Raw genomic sequence first — 15514 nt, forward strand, 5'->3', positions numbered from 1 at the left:
TGAGGACCGTCGACGCTCGGCGGGCGATACTCGAGAGCTTCTTACCGTCCGAGTGAGACGTAGGAAATATGTATGATTTCGTCGTCGTCGGCGTCGGCCCCGCCGGCGCGCGCTTTGCCCGGCAAGCCGCCGAGCGCGGCCACGACGTCCTCGCCCTCGAACAGGGGACGATCGGCACGCCGCTGGCCTGTTCGGGCCACGTCAGTACGGATATCTGGAGTATCACGGGCGAGGGCGCCCGCGAGGAACTGCTCCAGAACGAGATCCACGGCGCGCGGTTTCACGTCGGCGGCCCCCGCAGCGACGCCTACCCCTTCTACAAACGCGAGGCCGCCTCGAACGTCATCGACCGCGTCGGACTGGATCGTCACCTCGCCGACCTGGCTCGCGAGGCCGGTGCCGACGTCAGAGAGAACCATTCTGTGACGAGCGTCACGGAACGGCGCGACCGCGTCGAGGTCGTCGCGAGCGGACCCGACGGGCCCGTTACCCACGAGGCGAAGATGATCGCAGGCTGTGACGGCCCCCGATCGCGGGTTCGCCAGGAGCTCGGTCTCCCCGAGCCCGACGAACTGCTCCACGGGGTGTTGGCGTTCTCCGAGGAGGACGACTATCAGGACTTCGTCGACGTCCACCTCACGCCGCCGACCTTTTTCGCCTGGCGGATCCCCCGTGGTGAGGCCGGCGTCGAGTACGGCCTCGCGGCCCCGCCGGGCGTCGAGGTCACCAAACACTTCGAGGAGCTGATCGACGGCTACGAGATCGACGTCGCTCACCGGTGTTCGGGGGCGATCCCGATCGGCCCCGCGGATCGGGTGACGAGCCGTCGAGGCTTCCTGATCGGCGACGCTGCGGCCCAGACCAAGCCGTTCACCGGCGGCGGGATCCTCTACGGGACGACCGCTGCCGACCACGCTGCTCGCGAGATCGACCCCGAGCGTCCGACCAGCCTCGCGGCCTACGAACACGCCTGGCGCGAGGACCTGGAACGGGACCAGCAGCTCGGTCACTGGCTTCGCCGGGCCTACTCGCTGCCCGAGCCGATCCAGCGGATCGGACTGAGCGCGCTGTCGGGCGAGATCGGCGTTCACATGGATCGCCCGACGTCGCTCGTTTCGCCGACCCACCTGAAGGCGATGCTCTCGAGACTGCGGCCGTGACTCCCTTGAGGCGTCGCTCGGACGTGTCTTCCCGGAGCCGAAGGCAACGAACCGAAACCCCTCGTCGCGAAACACTCGAGCGATGACCGGACGGCTGGCGGCCATCGCCGCGCTCGTCGCGAATCTCCTCGAGCGGCTGGGGATCATCGACGCCGAGCGACTGCGCCCGACGGTCGATCTCGCCTGGCCCCGGATCGTCACCGGGGTCGCGATCATGTCCAAGCAGACTGCCGACCTCGCGATGGTCGGGATCGCCGTCGGCACTGCCGGCACCGCGGGTCTGGCGTTCGCGCTTGCCTACTGGGAGATCGTCGCGATGCTCGGACTCGGGCTGGCGGGCGGAACCGTCAGCCTCGTCTCCCAGAACTACGGCGGCGAGGAGAACGAGCGCGCGTCGCTGGTCGTCACCCAGAGCGTCCTGCTCGCGGTCATCATCTCGCTGCCGCTCGCGGCCGCGTTCGTCCTCGTTCCCGATCGGTTGATCGGGCTGTTCGGCGCCGGCCCCGAGTCGCTGGCCCACGGCAGCACCTACCTCGTCTACGTCGCGCCGGCCGTCGTCTTCGAACTCCTCAATCTGATCGCCAGCCGCACCTACACCGGCGTCGGCGACACGTTCACCGAGATGATGGCTCGAGCCGGCGGCGCGGTGCTAAACGTGGTTCTCAGCGCACTCTTCATCTTCGGCTTCGACATGGGCGTCGCCGGCGCTGCGCTCGGGACGACCCTCTCGACTGGCTTCGTCACCGTCGTCCTCGCCTGGGGAATGGTCGGACGCTCCTACGGCGCGCTCGGGATGGAGCCCAGTCCCGTTCCGATCACCCGAGAGGGGCCGTGGCTCGAGGCTGGCGTGATCCGCGACCTCGTCGAGATCTCGACGCCCGAGATCGGCCGCCGACTCGCGCAAGGTGTCATCGTCTTCCCCATGCTGTGGATCGCCGCCTCGTTCGGCCCGGTCGTCGTCACCGCCCTCGAGGTCGGTCGTCGGGTCCGCAGCCTGATCAACAGCGTCAACTGGGGGATGGGACTGGCCTCGAGTTCGCTCGTCGGCCAGCACCTCGGCGCGAACGAGGAGGAGGAAGCGGGCGCCTACGGCGAGGGGATCGTCCGCCTTTCGGTGGTCTGTTACGTCGGGATCGCCGCCGTCGTCGTCGCGTTCGCCGACCCGATCGCGGGGCTGTTCGTGAGCGAGCCTGACGAGATCTCGCTGGCCGCGACGTTCGTCGCGGTCGGTGCCGTCAGCGCGATCGGACTCGGCGTCGACGGCGCCGCCGCGGGCGCCTTGCTCGGCGCCGGGGACACCCGACTGCCGCTGGTGGCCTCGCTAATCGGTCGGTATCTCTTCGCGCTCCCCGCGGCGGCGCTCGGACTCGTCACCCCGCTCGGCGTCGCGGGGCTCTACCTCGCCTTCCTGCTCGAGACGTACGTCCCCGGCGGGATCAACTACTGGCTGTTCCGGCGCGGGCGCTGGAAGGCCGTCAGCCGGCGGTATCGCCCCGACGCCGAGACGAGCTGAAAACGGGAACCGCTACGCGAGGTCGTCGTAGGTCGGTCGCTCGAGGTCGCCGGGGAACTCCTCGACCGGCGTCTGGAGCTGGTCGCCCGACTCCATATCCTTGACCGTCACCTCGTCGTTCGCGAGATCCTGTTCGCCGACGATGACGACCGTTTCGGCGTTAACCGAGTCCGCGTAGTCGAGCTGGGCACCGAAAGAACGGCCGGCGACGTCGGTCTCGACGACGTGTCCCCGCTCGCGCAGCTCGCAGGTGATGCGGGCAGCCTCGGGGCGGGTGTCGCCGACTTGGAGCACGTAGTAGTCCGTCGTCACTTCCTCCTCGGGCCAGACGCCCGCACGCTGACACAGCAGCGACAGCGTCGCGTGGCCGGGCGCGACCCCGACCGCGGGAGTCGGCTGGCCGCCGAAGCTCTCGATGAGATCGTCGTAGCGCCCGCCGCCGAAGATCGACCGGGAGACCTCGCCCGTCGAGTCGAAACACTCGAAGACGACGCCGGTGTAGTAGTCGAGCCCGCGGGCCGTCTCGAGCGAGATCGTGCAGTACTCGCGGGCGCCGAAGTCCTCGGCGGCGGCGAGCACGTTCTGGAGGTTCTCGACGGCTGCCGTAACCCGCTCGGTCCCCGCGAAGGATTCGACTTCTTCAAGGTCGCCGCCCGCGATCAGGTCGTCGAACTCGGCGGCCTGGTCGTAGGAGAGGCCGGCCTCGACGAGCAGATCGTGGTACTCGGTGGTGGAGATCTTGCCCGACTTGTCGACGGCCCGGATCGCCTCGGTCGTATCGACGTCGGTCTCGTAGCTCTCGAGCACGCCGCCTAAGATGTCGCGGTGGGAGATCCGAAACTCGAAGTGGTCGCCGGTGAGTCCGAGCCCAGTCATCGCGTCGGCGGCCCACGCGAGAATTTCGGCGTCGGCCTCGGGCTCCGAGGAGCCGAAGATGTCGACGTTGGTCTGGTAGAACTCGCGCTGGCGGCCCTGCTGGACCTGCTCGTAGCGCCAGAACGGACGCGTCGAGAACCACTTGATCGGCTTCGACAGCTCCTGTTGTTTCGCGACGACCATCCGCGCAACCGTCGGCGTCAGCTCGGGGGTCAGCGTGACGTGGCGCCCGCCCTGATCTTCGAAGGCGTACAGCTCCTCGACGATCTCGTCGCCGCTCTTGTCCGTCCACATTTCGGCGCGCTCGAGTGCGGGCGTCCCGATCTCGCGGAAGCCGTACCTGCGGGCGGCGTCCTCGATCGTGTCGATGGTCACCCGTCTGGCGGCCATCTCGCCGGGGTAGAAGTCACGAAACCCCTTGATGCCGTCGTACATACCCCACCGTTCGGCGACGGCGACCTTCTAACCTTTCGTTTGGGCGTCGGTCGCGTGAATCCGGGACGGCGTTGCGACGAGCACGGTTCGTCTCTCGAGCGGGCGGAGGAATTTATACGGCGTTGACGAAGACGTCGTATGCCTCCACGAATCGGTCGGGCTCCCTCCGAGACGATCGGCGGCGACGAGTGGCGGGAGCTGGGTCTCGCCATCGGCTTCTGCGAGCTCGCCGGCGTCGTTCCCGGTCTGCTGACCGCCGACGACGTGAGCGAGTGGTATCCGACGCTCGAGCAACCGTCGAAAACGCCGCCAGGATGGGTGTTTCCGCCCGTCTGGACGGCCCTGTTCGCGACGATGGGGATCGCGTGGCACCTGGTTCGTCGGGAACGAACGACGAGCCCCAGGCGAAAACGGCGGGCCGAACGGGTGTTCCTCTCCCAGCTCGCGTTGAACGCCCTCTGGTCGCTCGTCTTCTTCGGCCGACGATCGATTCTCGGGGGGTTCGTCGTCATCGCGTTGCTCGGGCCGGCGATCGCCGTGACGATCGCGGCGTTCGCGCGCATCGATCGCCGGGCGGCGCTGTTGCTGGTGCCGTACCTGTGCTGGGTCGCGTTCGCGACGGCGCTGAACTACGGGCTCTGGAAACGCAACCGCGGTCGGTAGGATACTACCGGACGTTCGTCACGTACGTCTGCTCGTGGTCGGGGAACAGCTCCTCGATAGCTTCGGGGCCGTCCTCTGCGGCGATGATCGCCCGCAGCTCCGCCTCGTAGTCTGCGCGGTCAATCGACTCGCTCGGCCCGACGGTTACCTCGAGGTGAGCCTCGACGAGCCGGTCGACCGCGCGACGACCGAACCCCGACAGCGGCGCGATATAGTCGACGCCGTGGCGGTCCTCGAGGCTCTGGGCCTGAGCCCGCGAGACGGTCGGCACGCGGTCGTCCCGGCGGGTGCCGTCGGCAACCGCGTCGAAGCGGTCCTCGGCGAGGGCCTCGAGGGCGTGCTGGTGGACGTGCTGGATCCCGTTGCGGGGAAAGCCGTCCTCGCGGATCCGCTCGACGGCCTCCCGGGCGACCTCGCGCTCGAGCTCGAGGCGTTCGAACCCGAAGCCGGCGGTGTCGGCGGTCTCGCGGGCGTGTTTCCAGTCGTCGCTGATGCCGAAGCTGACCGTGACGAGCGTGACGTCGTAAAACTCCTCGAGGACCAGCGCCGCGAGCGTCGAATCCTTGCCCCCGCTGTAGAGCAGTCCGAGCTCCATCAGCGACGCTTGATGTCGAAGCTCTTCGAGTCGGGTTTGAGCTCCTGGAGGAGCTGTTTCATCTTCTCGTCGTCGATCTTGCCCTGGATGCGTCCGCTGCGAGCCAGCGCGATTACCTGCTGTTCGACCTGTTCGCCGAACTGTTCCTTGCTCATCTTGACCGTGTTGAGCCGCTTTCGCGCGTCGTCGGTCAGGTGCTGGCGGAGCAGCGCCTGCTTCTGGGCTTCGGCCTGCTGCTGGGCGGCCTCCTGGCTCGCCCGGTCGGCCTCGCCGCCCCCCTCGGCGCGGTCCTGTAGCTGCTCCATTTTCTTCTGTCGGAGCTCCTCGAGTTTCTCCTCGTCGGGTGAGCCGCTCATAGGGAGACGTTGCGCGCGGGCGCAGAAAATGATTACGGACGACGAGAGCGAGAGACGTCGCTGACCGGCGAGCGGTCCGAAAAGAGTGCTCGAAAGCGAGCCTTACGCGTAGCGCTCGAGTTCCGGGCGGTCGAGCTCCTCGAGAACCTCGCCGGCGGTGTCGTCGAGCAGGCTTCGGCCGGCGGGCGTGATGCGTCGTCCCTCGCCCTCGGCGGTCTCGACGAGATCTTCCTCCTCGAGCTGCTGGAGGATCGTCCGGATCACGTTCTTCGAGCCGTCGGTTCGCCGGTCCGGGGCGACGCGGTAACGGTTCGTCCCGGCCTTGCCGCCGCCGTACTCGGTGGAGAGCCGCTCGACGCCGACGGGGCCGCGGTCGGCGACCTTTCGCAGGAGGCTCGCAGCGCGGGTCGCCCAGAAGTCCTCCTGCTCGGGGGGGAGTTCGCGGTCGACGCCAGTCTTTGCGAACTGGCTCCAGTCGGGTTCGTCGAGTCGGTCCTCGAGGTCCTCGGCGAGCGCCTCGATGAGGTCGTCCGCCGGAACGTCGTACATCGTAGCCATTGGCGTTGGGTTCCCTGCCGCGGCATTTAAGACCATCGTCTTTCCGCGAGCTCGACCTCGAGAACCGTTCTCGCGGTCCGGATCGCTTTTCGTGCTGGCCCCGAAACGCCGGGTATGGACGAACGCGCCGCACTGGCGCTGTTGGAGGGGGAACTCGACCCGGTCGGCGACGACGCAGCTGTCGTCGACGGGCTGGTCGTGACGACCGACATGCTCCACGAGCGGACGGACTTTCCGCCGGGGACGAGCCGCTACACGGCCGGCTGGCGGTCCGTTGGCGCCTCGCTGTCCGACGTCGCGGCGATGGGAGCCGATGCGACGGCCGCAGTCGCGGCCTACGCGGCTCCGGAGTTCGTCGAGGACGAACTGCTGGCGTTCGTCCGGGGCGCACGCGACGTCTGCGACCTCGTCGACGGCGAGTACGTCGGCGGCGACCTCGACGGTCACGAGGAGTTTACCGTCGCGACGACTGCCATCGGGCGAACCGAGGACCCGGTTCCGCGCAGCGGCGCCCGACCCGGCGACGTCGTCTGCGTCACCGGCACGCTCGGACGGAGCGCAGCCGCTCTCGAGCTATTTCGACGCGGCGAGCGTGAGACCGATCCGGACGCCAGCGGGCGCGCGAACGAGCTGTTCCGGTTCGAACCTCGGATCGCGGCCGGACGGGCGCTCGCCCCGCACGCAACGGCGATGATGGACTCGAGCGACGGCCTGGCGCGGTCGCTCCACCAGCTCGCGGAGGCGAGCGACTGCGGGTTCGCGATCGACAGCGAGGCGATTCCGGTCGACGACGCCGTCCGGTCGGTCTCCGAGACCGACCGGGAGGCCCTCGAGCGCGCCACGACGTTCGGCGAGGACTTCGAACTCGTCGCGACAGTACCAGAGACGTCACTCGAGGCCGTTCGCGACGCGGTCGACGTTCCGCTCTCGACGATCGGGACCGTTCTCGAGAGCGACGACGGAATCAGCCTCGACGGGGAGCCGCTCGCGGATCGAGGCTACACCCACGGCGATGACTGATCACTGGACGATGGCGATCGGAACCGGCATGAAACACAGCAGGCCAAGCCCAAAGGTGACGACGCCGAGCAGGAACCGACCGGTTCCGAGCCGTTCATCCTGGACCGGACGCGCCGGGCCGACCGAGGCCAGCACCGCGGTGAAGATCCCCCAGAACACCCAGATGAAGACCGAGTTGCCGCTGTAGCCGCTCACGTAGTAGAGGTACGCCGCGAGTCCGAACAGCGCGCCGGGAACTAGCGCGGCGATCGTCTCCTGGAGGTTCCCAGCCATCGCTCGGAGGATGTGACCGCCATCGAGCTGGCCAACTGGGATGAGATTCAGGAAGGTGACGAACATCCCGACCCAGCCGCCGATGACGACCGGATTTACGGCTGTCGCCGGGTCATCCTGGTAGAGCGGTTGATCGAAGAGGACAGCGAGCCACTCGAGCAACAGCGGGTAGCCGAGGTCGATCTGGATCGCGTTCGGATCCGCGACGACGTCATCGGGCGCGGTGACGGGAGGCATGTGGAGTCCGACGATCGTGATAACGACCGTCGCGATCAGCCCCGCGAGCGGGCCGGCGACGCCGATGTCGAACAGCGCCTTCCGGTCGGGCATTCGTCCCTTCATCTTGATCACGGCGCCCATCGTCCCGATCAGCGTCGGCACCGGGATGAAGTAGGGCAGGGAAGCGTCGACCCCGTGGTAGCGGCTCAACACGTAGTGGCCCATCTCGTGGACGCCGAGAACGCCCAGGATCGCGACCATAAACGGCCAGGCCTCCCACATCGCCAGCGGGTTCGCGAACGGATCGATGTGATACCACATCGAGCCGGCGAACAGCGTCGAGACGACGGTTGCGAGTAACAGAAGAACGTTCGTCCAGGGGATCCCGTCGATCCCGATAGACCGGGGCTCGGCGACGAGGGCGTACTCCCCGTGGCGCCGCGTCAGCTCGACGTCGTACCCCGCCTCGCGAAACACCGGCCACAGCTCCTGCATCAGCGGCTCGGGGGCGACCAGCGGATCGCCGTAGTAGACGAGCTGCTCGTCCTCCCGGCGGGTTTCGTAGACCGCAAACACCGACTCGACGCGCTCGAGCGGCGGTCCGTCCTCCGGGAACGGGTTCCGGTCGCCCGCCGTCCCGTAGTCGGACGAATCAACGTCGTCCATCGTCCGAAGTCAGCGGTTGCTCGTATAAATTGCCTTCCCTAAGCCGCGACGATCGCCTTCGAAGAAGTGAGCCGCGTGCCGAGACAGTCAGTCGGACGCGGGCGAGACCGCAGCCGTTTGATCAGAGGGGAGACCACGCCGGATGGCGTCCGTGGCGCGCCGGCGCGGGTGAGCGTCGTTCGTTGTGTGGACGACAGCTCAGGCGGACTGCACGCGCCAGGTCGTCGCGCTCGTGTACGACCACTTCTCGACCTCGAGGTCGCCGTCCGAATCCGAGAGTTTGACCATCAGCGCGCCGATCTCCTTCGGGGACATGCCGACATCGTCGGAGATGAACTTCCCCTTGAAGTACAGCTCGCCGTCTTCGACCTGTTCGCGCAGGTAGTTTTTCAGCCGCCGTTCTTTGCTTTCCGTGGAGGTTTGGGCTGTCGTGCTCATCGACAACACTCTCTTGCAGCCAGTATATGTTATAAAGTAAGGACGTTTAGCGAGTTTTTGGTTGCATTTAGCGCACAGTCGAATAATAGGTTCTTTATCGCCGCCATCGAGACATTTCACGATGGCCTGAGAATCCATTAGAACTTTCACAACCGCTTCTAACGTATTATTCTCTTCTTTAGTATAGAATGGCATGAAATATCATTTTAATATTCTGTTTCGAGAGGGCTTGCAGTGTCATGCCGGACAACGACACGAGATCGTGGTTGCTTGCTATAGCAGGTCCGAGAACGACCCTATCCGCGTTCCAGATTCGAGAACCCACCGAAACGAGAGCTATGACCGCTCGTGAACCCAGAACTCGTCCTCCACGGTAACTTCTTTCTTGAACAGCGGCACCTCGTCCTTGAGCCGATTGATCCCGTCCTCGACCGTCCGAAACGCCTCTTCGCGGTGGCCCGCGAGGACGACGACGAAGACGATGTCCTCGCCGTCGGCGACGACGCCGGTTCGGTGGTAGAGTTCGACGTCCAGTACGCCCTCCCGGGATTCGAGGTCCGTCTCGAGGGCGGCCATCCGCTCCTCGGCGACGCCCTCGTACTTCTCGAATTCGAGGTACTCGGTTCGAGCGTCGTCGTCATCGTCTTTCGCACGAACCCGTCCAGTGAACGTCGCGATCGCACCTGCACGGTTGGCCCGCGGGGAACGCTTGACCCGCGCGACGAGCGACTCGAGGGTCTCGTATTGCTCTTGGGCCTCGAGGGCCTCGACGAGGGCGTCCTCCTCGAGGTCGGCGGGTCCGGAAACGGTCATGAGGACCTCCTCGACGTCGTCGGACGGCTCTCCGACGACGAGCGTCGGGTGCCGGAGCCGAGGGACACCGACGACGACGGCGTACTCGCAGTCGGTCGAGAGCGCCGCTAGCGCGTCCGCGACCGACATCCCCGTCCCCGAGGCCGTCCAGTCGCCGTCGGCCCCGAGCCCGTAAGTGACGTCGCCGCCGATCGTCAGCGATTCCTGGGTGCCGTCGGCGATCGTCGCGTCGTACCGAACGACGCCGACACGTCCCTCCCGAGAGAGCCGGTCGACAACCCGGTCGACGACGCGCTCGAGCCGTTCCTCGCTCGTCCCGCGGTTCAGACAGCCGAGTACGTACATGTCGGACGGTTGGTTCGGTTGCGGTTTGTAGCTGTCGACGGGTGGCGATCTTTGTCCCTGCGACTCGTAGACGAGGGTATGGCCAGTCAAATCGGCTTCACCGGCGACGTCATGCTCGGGCGCGTCGTCGACGACCGCCAGCGGCGACGGCCCGCCGACGCGGTGTGGGGGACTGTCCTCGAGCGGCTTCGCGAACTCGACGGGCTGGTGGTCAACCTCGAGTGCGTCCTCTCGACGCGAGGGCAACAGTGGCGACGCACGTACCGCCCGTTTCACTTCCGCGCGGATCCCGACTGGGCCGTGCCCGCTCTCGATCGAGCCGGCGTCGACGTCTGCGCGCTGGCGAACAACCACGTCCTCGACTACGAGGCAGTCGCGCTTCGGGACACCCTCGAGCACCTGGATGAGGCCGGAATCGCCCGAACGGGCGCGGGCGAAACCCTCAACGAGGCGCTCGAGCCTGCCGTCATCTCGATCGGCAGACTCACCGTTGCGGTCGTCGCCCTCACCGACAACACACCGGAGTACGCGGTCGACGACGCCTCGCCGGGGACCGTCTGGATCGAGATCGACCGCGAGAACCCGGAGACGAGACGGCGCGTTCGAGAGGTCCTCGAGCGCGCTCGCGGGGCCGACCCCGACCTGCTGATCGCCTCCCTGCACTGGGGACCCAACATGGTCGAGAAACCGCCCGTGTCGTTCCGAGAGTTCGGCCGCTGGCTGGTCGAAGAGGGCGTCGATGTCGTCCACGGCCACAGCGCCCACGTCTTCCAGGGAGTCGAGGTTCACAAGGAACGGCCGATCCTCTACGATACGGGCGACTTCGTCGACGACTATGCGGTCGACTCGAACCTACGAAACGATCGGAGCTTCCTGTTCGTCCTCGCCGTCTCCGAGGCGGGGGTGCCGACCGAACTCCGACTGTATCCGACCGAGATCGACGACTGTGCGGTCCACGAAGCGAGTCCCGACGCCGCCGACTGGTCCCGCGAGCGAATGCGCGAGCTGTCGGCTCCGTTCGGAACCACCTTCCAGCGCGAGGGCACAGCGATGGTCCTGTCGCTCGAGGACTGATCGGCGGCTCTCGAGGCGGCCGGATGACCGTCACGGGATCCCGTCACAGCCGCCGCGGAGTTGGCAATCCTTAAGATAGCGACCCCGTTACACCGCGTTAGGATGAAAGTGGTCGTTTCTATCGGCGGGAGTGTCCTCGTCCCCGAACCCGGGGTCGATCGGGTTTCCGAACACGCCGCGATCATCGAGGACCTGATCGCGGACGGCTGTCGGGTGGGGACCGTCGTCGGGGGCGGCGGCGTCGCCCGAGAGTACATCGGCGCCGCCCGCGAACTCGGGGCCAACGAGATCGAACTCGACAAGCTGGGGATCGACGTCACCCGGCTCAACGCGCGCCTGCTCATCGCCGCGCTCGGTGAGGACGCCGTCACCGCACCGGCCGAGGACTACGAGGAGGCCGGCGACGCGCTTCGTCGCGGCGACGTCTCCGTCATGGGCGGCGTCGCGCCCGCACAGACGACCGACGCCGTCGGCGCCGCTCTCGCGGAGTACGCCGACGCCGACCTGCTCGTCTACGCGACGAGCGTCCCCGGCGTCTACAGCGACGATCCCAACGAGGTCGACGACGCGACAAAGTACGACGACCTCACCGCAACGGAGCTGGTCGACGTCATCGCCGGCCTCGAGATGAACGCCGGCGCCTCGGCGCCGGTCGACCTGCTCGCGGCGAAGATCATCGAGCGATCCGGAATGCGAACGATCGTCCTCGACGGAACCGACCCCGACCGCATCGCCCGCGCGGTCCGCCACGGCGACCACGAGGGAACCGACGTCGTTCCCGACGGCGTCGGCGAGGAGCCGACTTACTGGGCGAGCAACGACCAATGAGTTCGAACGAGGACGAAACGACCGACGGCAGCGAGCCGGACACCGAGAGCCCCTACACCCTCCAGCGCGAGGACGACGACGCTCGTCACGTCTTCTGGGCCGACACGGTCGCGGACCGGGTCGAGGAACGGGATCCCGACGAGCCGATCGTGATCAAGGGCGGGATCTCTCCCTCCGGCGTCCCGCACCTGGGCAACGTCAACGAGGTGATGCGAGGCTACTACGTCGCCGAGGTGCTCCGCGAGCGCGGCCACGAGGTCCGACAGGTGTTTACCGCCGACGACCGCGACCCGCTTCGGAAGCTCCCACGAACGCTGTGTGATCTCGAGGGGAACCTCGTCGATCTGGGCGAGGTCGACGCGGGCGCGCTCGGGCGGAACCTCGGCTCGCCGTACACCGACATTCCGGACCCTTTCGGCTGCTGTGACTCCTACGGCGCACACTTCTCACAGATTATCCAGGACAGTGCCGACGCGATGGACGTCCCGATTGAGCTGGTCTCGACGACCGACCTCTACACCGACGGCGAGTTCGACGACGTGACACGACATGTCCTTGCCAACCGGGATCGGGCCCGCGAGGTGCTCTCGCAGTACCAGGACAAGGTCGACGCCGAGTACGTCCCGTTCAACCCGATCTGTGCGGAGTGTGGCAAAATCACTGAAACGGTCACAGGAATCGACTTGGAGAGCGACCCCGCGACCGTCGACTACCGCTGTACCGACATGGACGCGGGCGACCGGACTATCGACGGCTGCGGCCACGAGGGGACGGCCACGATCCGCGAGGGGAAGATGCCCTGGCGCTTCGAGTGGCCCGGTCAGTGGCAGGCACTGGGCGTCGACTTCGAGCCGTTCGGCAAGGACCACGCCGAGGGATCGTGGCCCAGCGGCCAGGACGTCGCGCGGAACGTCCTCGAGATCGACCCTCCGGTACCCATGGTCTACGAGTGGTTCACCCTCGAGGACGAACCGTTCTCCTCTTCGGAGGGCAACGTCATCCTCGTCTCGGACGTCCTCGAGTTGCTCGAGCCCGAGGTGCTGCGGTACTTCTTCGCGAAGGACCCCTCGAAGGCACGGGACTTCAGCATCGAACGCCTCGACCAGCTCGTCGACGAGTTCGACCGCTTCGAGGCGACGTACTTCGGCGAGGTCGACGCCAACGAGGACGAGCAGGCGTTCGCCGAACGGGTCTATCCCCTCGTCGTGGAAGAACCGCGAGCGGAGCGGATTCGCCTGCCCTACACCTTCGCCGCGGTGCTCGGAATGTTCGACGACCCCGAGCTACGCGAGGAGGTCGCCCGCAAGGAGGGCCACATTCCCGAGGACGCCCCCGAGTGGGCCGTCGAGGGTGCCCTGGAGCGCGTCGAGCAGGCCCGCAACTGGGCCCGCCGGACCGAAAACGAGTTCGACTACGAGCTCAAGCGCAGCGCGATTCCGGACCACGAGTTCGACGCGGCGACCGAGGACGCCCTCAAGGAGCTCGCCGACTTCGTCGCGGCGGGCCACGGACCCGACGAGATCCAGGGCGAGATCTACGAGACGGCGAAGCGCCACGACGTCGATATCGGCGACTTCTTCGGCGCCGGCTACCGGCTCTTTTTCGACGAGGAACAGGGACCGAAGCTCGGTCCGTTCCTCGAGAAGGTCGACCGGGAGTTCGTCGTCGCGCGACTCCGTCGGGATCGTTAACAGGTTCTCTGCCGTCGCCCGGCGGGCTCCGGCCAACACAAACCATTTGAGAGCCCCTCCCCGAACTACGGTAGATGCAACACGGCGCTCCAGCTTTCGTCTCGGTTCCGGAGCTCTTCGGTTCGACGACGCTGACGTGGGTAGTTATCGGCCTTCTCGCCTACTGGTTCCTGATCATCTCGCTTCGCAACGCCGGACTGTTGCCCAGCTACGTCGGGACGCAGGGACCGATTACGACGTTTCACACCAAACGCGGCCGGGAGTTTCTGGACTGGCTTTCCGGACCGAAGCGGTTCTGGCGAGCGTGGGCCAACGTGGGAATCGGCATCGCGATCGTCGTCATGGTCGCGATGTTCGCCTTTCTGCTGTTCGCGGCGATCGCCGCGCTGTCGGCACCCCAGCCGACGTCGTCGGTCCAGCAGCCCCGCAACGTCCTGATCATTCCCGGCGTCAACGACTTTCTCCCGCTCTCCGCGACGCCCGGTATCGTCTTCGGACTGCTCGTCGGTCTGGTCGTCCACGAGGGCGGCCACGGCCTGCTCTGTCGCGTCGAGGACATCGACATCAACTCGATGGGCGTTGCGATGCTCGCGGTCCTCCCGATCGGCGCGTTCGTCGAACCCGACCAGGAGAGCAGCAAGAAGGCCGATCGCGGGGCCCAGACCCGGATGTTCGCCGCCGGCGTCACCAACAACTTCGCGATCACGATCGTCGCGTTCGCCCTGCTTTTCGGACCCGTCGTCGGCTCGATCGCCGTCGCCCCGGGTGCCGCCGTCGGCGGGGTCGCCCCCGGCTCGCCCGCCGCCGACGCCGGCCTCGAGCCCAACGACCGCATCACCGCGATCAACGGCGAGGAGATCGAGGACAACGATCACTTCCTCGAGCTGCTCGAGACCGCCGACGGCGAGAGCGTCGAACTCGAGCGAAACGACGAGGAGACCGTGACCGTCCAGCGATCGCTGGTCGTGACCGCGGCCATCGACGGGAATCCGGCCGGCGTCGACACCGGCGAGTCGGTGTTCGCCGTCGACGGCGAACCGGTCGCGACCGAGGACGAACTGCTCGAGGCAGCCGGCGACGACGAGATCGTCACGCTGACCGTCGGCGAGGACGGCGACACCGACGAACGGGAGGTTCCGATCGGCGCGGCCGTTACGATCGTCGAGGACGGACCGCTCGCCGACGCCGGCGCTCCCGCCGGAGAGCAGATGGTTATCACCGAACTCGACGGCGACCGTACCCAGTCCGCGTCGGTGCTCCAGGACCGACTCGGCGACACCGATCCCGACGACGAGGTCACGATCGCGGGCTACCTCGACGGCGAGCGCGTCGAGTACGAGATCAGCCTCGGCGAGCGAAGCCAGGTTACCGGCGGCGGAACCGCGGGCTACCAGCCGGTCGAGGGTGTCTCCGGCATCTCGGCCGAGGCGCTCGGCGTCCAGCACTACCCCGCCGAGGCGTACCTCTCCGTCCTCGGTGGCGACGGCGACGACCAGGTCAGCCCGCTCGTCGACTCGTTCCTCGGAAAGATCGGCTTTGCGCTGTTCCTCCCGCTGGCAGGCTTTCTCGACGTCCTACCGTTCAACTTCGCGGGCTTCACCGGCGGGGTCGAGAACTTCTATCAGGTCGAGGGCTCGCTCTCCATACTTGGTGACTGGACGGTGTTCGTCATCGCCAATCTGCTGTTCTGGACCGGCTGGATCAACGTTCAGCTCGGCTTCTTCAACTGCATTCCAGCGTTCCCGCTCGATGGCGGCCACATTCTCCGGACCAGCACGGAAGCGGTTATGTCACGGCTGCCGATCGACGCCACCCGCGGGATGGTCAGGATGGTGACGACGACGGTCGGGCTAGCAATGCTCGCTAGCTTCGTGTTGATGCTGTTCGGGCCGCAACTGTTGAACTGAGCGGCCGCTTTCGACCTTTGACGAGCGCCGACGTCCTCCCGCCCGAGCGTGACCGCGTTCGAACCGATTCCGACAGCCCGTAGC

The 15514-nt window shown here is 66.8% G+C and carries 15 protein-coding genes; 8 read left to right on the top strand and 7 right to left on the bottom strand.

From position 1 onward, the window contains the following. Positions 1-68 precede the first annotated feature (68 nt). Positions 69-1160: a geranylgeranyl reductase family protein gene (locus QA600_RS05315; protein WP_278290923.1), complete on the top strand. Its 1092-nt coding sequence runs from the start codon at positions 69-71 to the stop codon at positions 1158-1160. An 82-nt stretch (positions 1161-1242) separates the two neighbouring features. Beyond that, complete coding sequence (locus QA600_RS05320; protein ID WP_278290924.1) at positions 1243-2673, top strand: MATE family efflux transporter; 1431 nt, start codon at positions 1243-1245, stop codon at positions 2671-2673. Positions 2674-2685: 12 nt separating this feature from the next. Here QA600_RS05320 and hisS read toward each other — a convergent pair whose 3' ends face one another. After that, the gene (gene hisS / locus QA600_RS05325; RefSeq protein WP_278290925.1) at positions 2686-3984 is read right to left on the bottom strand and encodes a histidine--tRNA ligase; all 1299 of its coding nucleotides are present in this window, start codon (positions 3982-3984) and stop codon (positions 2686-2688) included. Positions 3985-4122: 138 nt separating this feature from the next. Here hisS and QA600_RS05330 point away from each other — a divergent pair, with 138 nt between their 5' ends. Then, positions 4123-4647, top strand: coding sequence for a TspO/MBR family protein (locus QA600_RS05330; protein WP_278290926.1), 525 nt, complete (start codon positions 4123-4125; stop codon positions 4645-4647). 4 nt (positions 4648-4651) lie between these two features. On the opposite strand, the gene QA600_RS05335 is transcribed toward QA600_RS05330, so the two are convergent. The 3 genes from QA600_RS05335 to QA600_RS05345 form a co-directional block, all read right to left on the bottom strand. After that, complete coding sequence (locus tag QA600_RS05335; RefSeq protein WP_278290927.1) at positions 4652-5242, bottom strand: alpha hydrolase; 591 nt, start codon at positions 5240-5242, stop codon at positions 4652-4654. Further along, positions 5242-5598: a DNA-binding protein gene (locus QA600_RS05340; RefSeq protein WP_005553060.1), complete on the bottom strand. Its 357-nt coding sequence runs from the start codon at positions 5596-5598 to the stop codon at positions 5242-5244. The genes QA600_RS05335 and QA600_RS05340 overlap by 1 nt, the downstream gene beginning before the upstream one ends. Before the next feature lie 102 nt (positions 5599-5700). After that, positions 5701-6156: a 30S ribosomal protein S19e gene (locus tag QA600_RS05345; RefSeq protein ID WP_005553061.1), complete on the bottom strand. Its 456-nt coding sequence runs from the start codon at positions 6154-6156 to the stop codon at positions 5701-5703. A 114-nt stretch (positions 6157-6270) separates the two neighbouring features. Here QA600_RS05345 and thiL point away from each other — a divergent pair, with 114 nt between their 5' ends. Beyond that, the gene (gene thiL / locus QA600_RS05350) at positions 6271-7176 is read left to right on the top strand and encodes a thiamine-phosphate kinase (RefSeq protein ID WP_278290928.1); all 906 of its coding nucleotides are present in this window, start codon (positions 6271-6273) and stop codon (positions 7174-7176) included. On the opposite strand, the gene QA600_RS05355 is transcribed toward thiL, so the two are convergent. The 3 genes from QA600_RS05355 to QA600_RS05365 form a co-directional block, all read right to left on the bottom strand. Beyond that, positions 7177-8334, bottom strand: a complete 1158-nt coding sequence (locus tag QA600_RS05355) for a site-2 protease family protein (protein ID WP_278290929.1) — start codon at positions 8332-8334, stop codon at positions 7177-7179. A gap of 198 nt (positions 8335-8532) precedes the next feature. Then, complete coding sequence (locus QA600_RS05360) at positions 8533-8778, bottom strand: hypothetical protein (protein ID WP_049891360.1); 246 nt, start codon at positions 8776-8778, stop codon at positions 8533-8535. A gap of 330 nt (positions 8779-9108) precedes the next feature. Further along, positions 9109-9930, bottom strand: a complete 822-nt coding sequence (locus tag QA600_RS05365) for a molybdopterin synthase (protein WP_278290930.1) — start codon at positions 9928-9930, stop codon at positions 9109-9111. Positions 9931-10008: 78 nt separating this feature from the next. Here QA600_RS05365 and QA600_RS05370 point away from each other — a divergent pair, with 78 nt between their 5' ends. The 4 genes from QA600_RS05370 (at position 10009) to QA600_RS05385 (ending at position 15430) form a co-directional block, all read left to right on the top strand. Then, positions 10009-11004, top strand: a complete 996-nt coding sequence (locus QA600_RS05370; protein WP_278290931.1) for a CapA family protein — start codon at positions 10009-10011, stop codon at positions 11002-11004. A gap of 102 nt (positions 11005-11106) precedes the next feature. Further along, positions 11107-11832, top strand: a complete 726-nt coding sequence (pyrH, locus tag QA600_RS05375) for a UMP kinase (protein WP_278290932.1) — start codon at positions 11107-11109, stop codon at positions 11830-11832. Further along, complete coding sequence (gene lysS, locus QA600_RS05380; RefSeq protein ID WP_278290933.1) at positions 11829-13523, top strand: lysine--tRNA ligase; 1695 nt, start codon at positions 11829-11831, stop codon at positions 13521-13523. The genes pyrH and lysS overlap by 4 nt, the downstream gene beginning before the upstream one ends. Before the next feature lie 74 nt (positions 13524-13597). Beyond that, entirely contained in the window at positions 13598-15430 is a 1833-nt protein-coding gene (locus QA600_RS05385) for a site-2 protease family protein (RefSeq protein WP_278290934.1), read from the top strand. Positions 15431-15514 lie beyond the last annotated feature (84 nt).

Origin of the sequence: Natronococcus sp. A-GB1 (assembly GCF_029688845.1) — an archaeon.
In the GTDB taxonomy this organism is placed as follows: Archaea; Halobacteriota; Halobacteria; order Halobacteriales; family Natrialbaceae; genus Natronococcus.

What these genes read in the sequence shown, in the direction of transcription:
- QA600_RS05365 (WP_278290930.1), bottom strand. Translation starts at nt 9,930, where the DNA reads ATGTACGTACTCGGCTGTCTGAACCGCGGGACGAGCGAGGAACGGCTC.
- QA600_RS05335 (WP_278290927.1), bottom strand. Translation starts at nt 5,242, where the DNA reads ATGGAGCTCGGACTGCTCTACAGCGGGGGCAAGGATTCGACGCTCGCG.
- QA600_RS05370 (WP_278290931.1), top strand. Translation starts at nt 10,009, where the DNA reads ATGGCCAGTCAAATCGGCTTCACCGGCGACGTCATGCTCGGGCGCGTC.
- thiL (WP_278290928.1), top strand. Translation starts at nt 6,271, where the DNA reads ATGGACGAACGCGCCGCACTGGCGCTGTTGGAGGGGGAACTCGACCCG.
- QA600_RS05315 (WP_278290923.1), top strand. Translation starts at nt 69, where the DNA reads ATGTATGATTTCGTCGTCGTCGGCGTCGGCCCCGCCGGCGCGCGCTTT.
- QA600_RS05340 (WP_005553060.1), bottom strand. Translation starts at nt 5,598, where the DNA reads ATGAGCGGCTCACCCGACGAGGAGAAACTCGAGGAGCTCCGACAGAAG.
- QA600_RS05385 (WP_278290934.1), top strand. Translation starts at nt 13,598, where the DNA reads ATGCAACACGGCGCTCCAGCTTTCGTCTCGGTTCCGGAGCTCTTCGGT.
- lysS (WP_278290933.1), top strand. Translation starts at nt 11,829, where the DNA reads ATGAGTTCGAACGAGGACGAAACGACCGACGGCAGCGAGCCGGACACC.
- hisS (WP_278290925.1), bottom strand. Translation starts at nt 3,984, where the DNA reads ATGTACGACGGCATCAAGGGGTTTCGTGACTTCTACCCCGGCGAGATG.
- QA600_RS05330 (WP_278290926.1), top strand. Translation starts at nt 4,123, where the DNA reads ATGCCTCCACGAATCGGTCGGGCTCCCTCCGAGACGATCGGCGGCGAC.
- pyrH (WP_278290932.1), top strand. Translation starts at nt 11,107, where the DNA reads ATGAAAGTGGTCGTTTCTATCGGCGGGAGTGTCCTCGTCCCCGAACCC.
- QA600_RS05320 (WP_278290924.1), top strand. Translation starts at nt 1,243, where the DNA reads ATGACCGGACGGCTGGCGGCCATCGCCGCGCTCGTCGCGAATCTCCTC.
- QA600_RS05345 (WP_005553061.1), bottom strand. Translation starts at nt 6,156, where the DNA reads ATGGCTACGATGTACGACGTTCCGGCGGACGACCTCATCGAGGCGCTC.
- QA600_RS05355 (WP_278290929.1), bottom strand. Translation starts at nt 8,334, where the DNA reads ATGGACGACGTTGATTCGTCCGACTACGGGACGGCGGGCGACCGGAAC.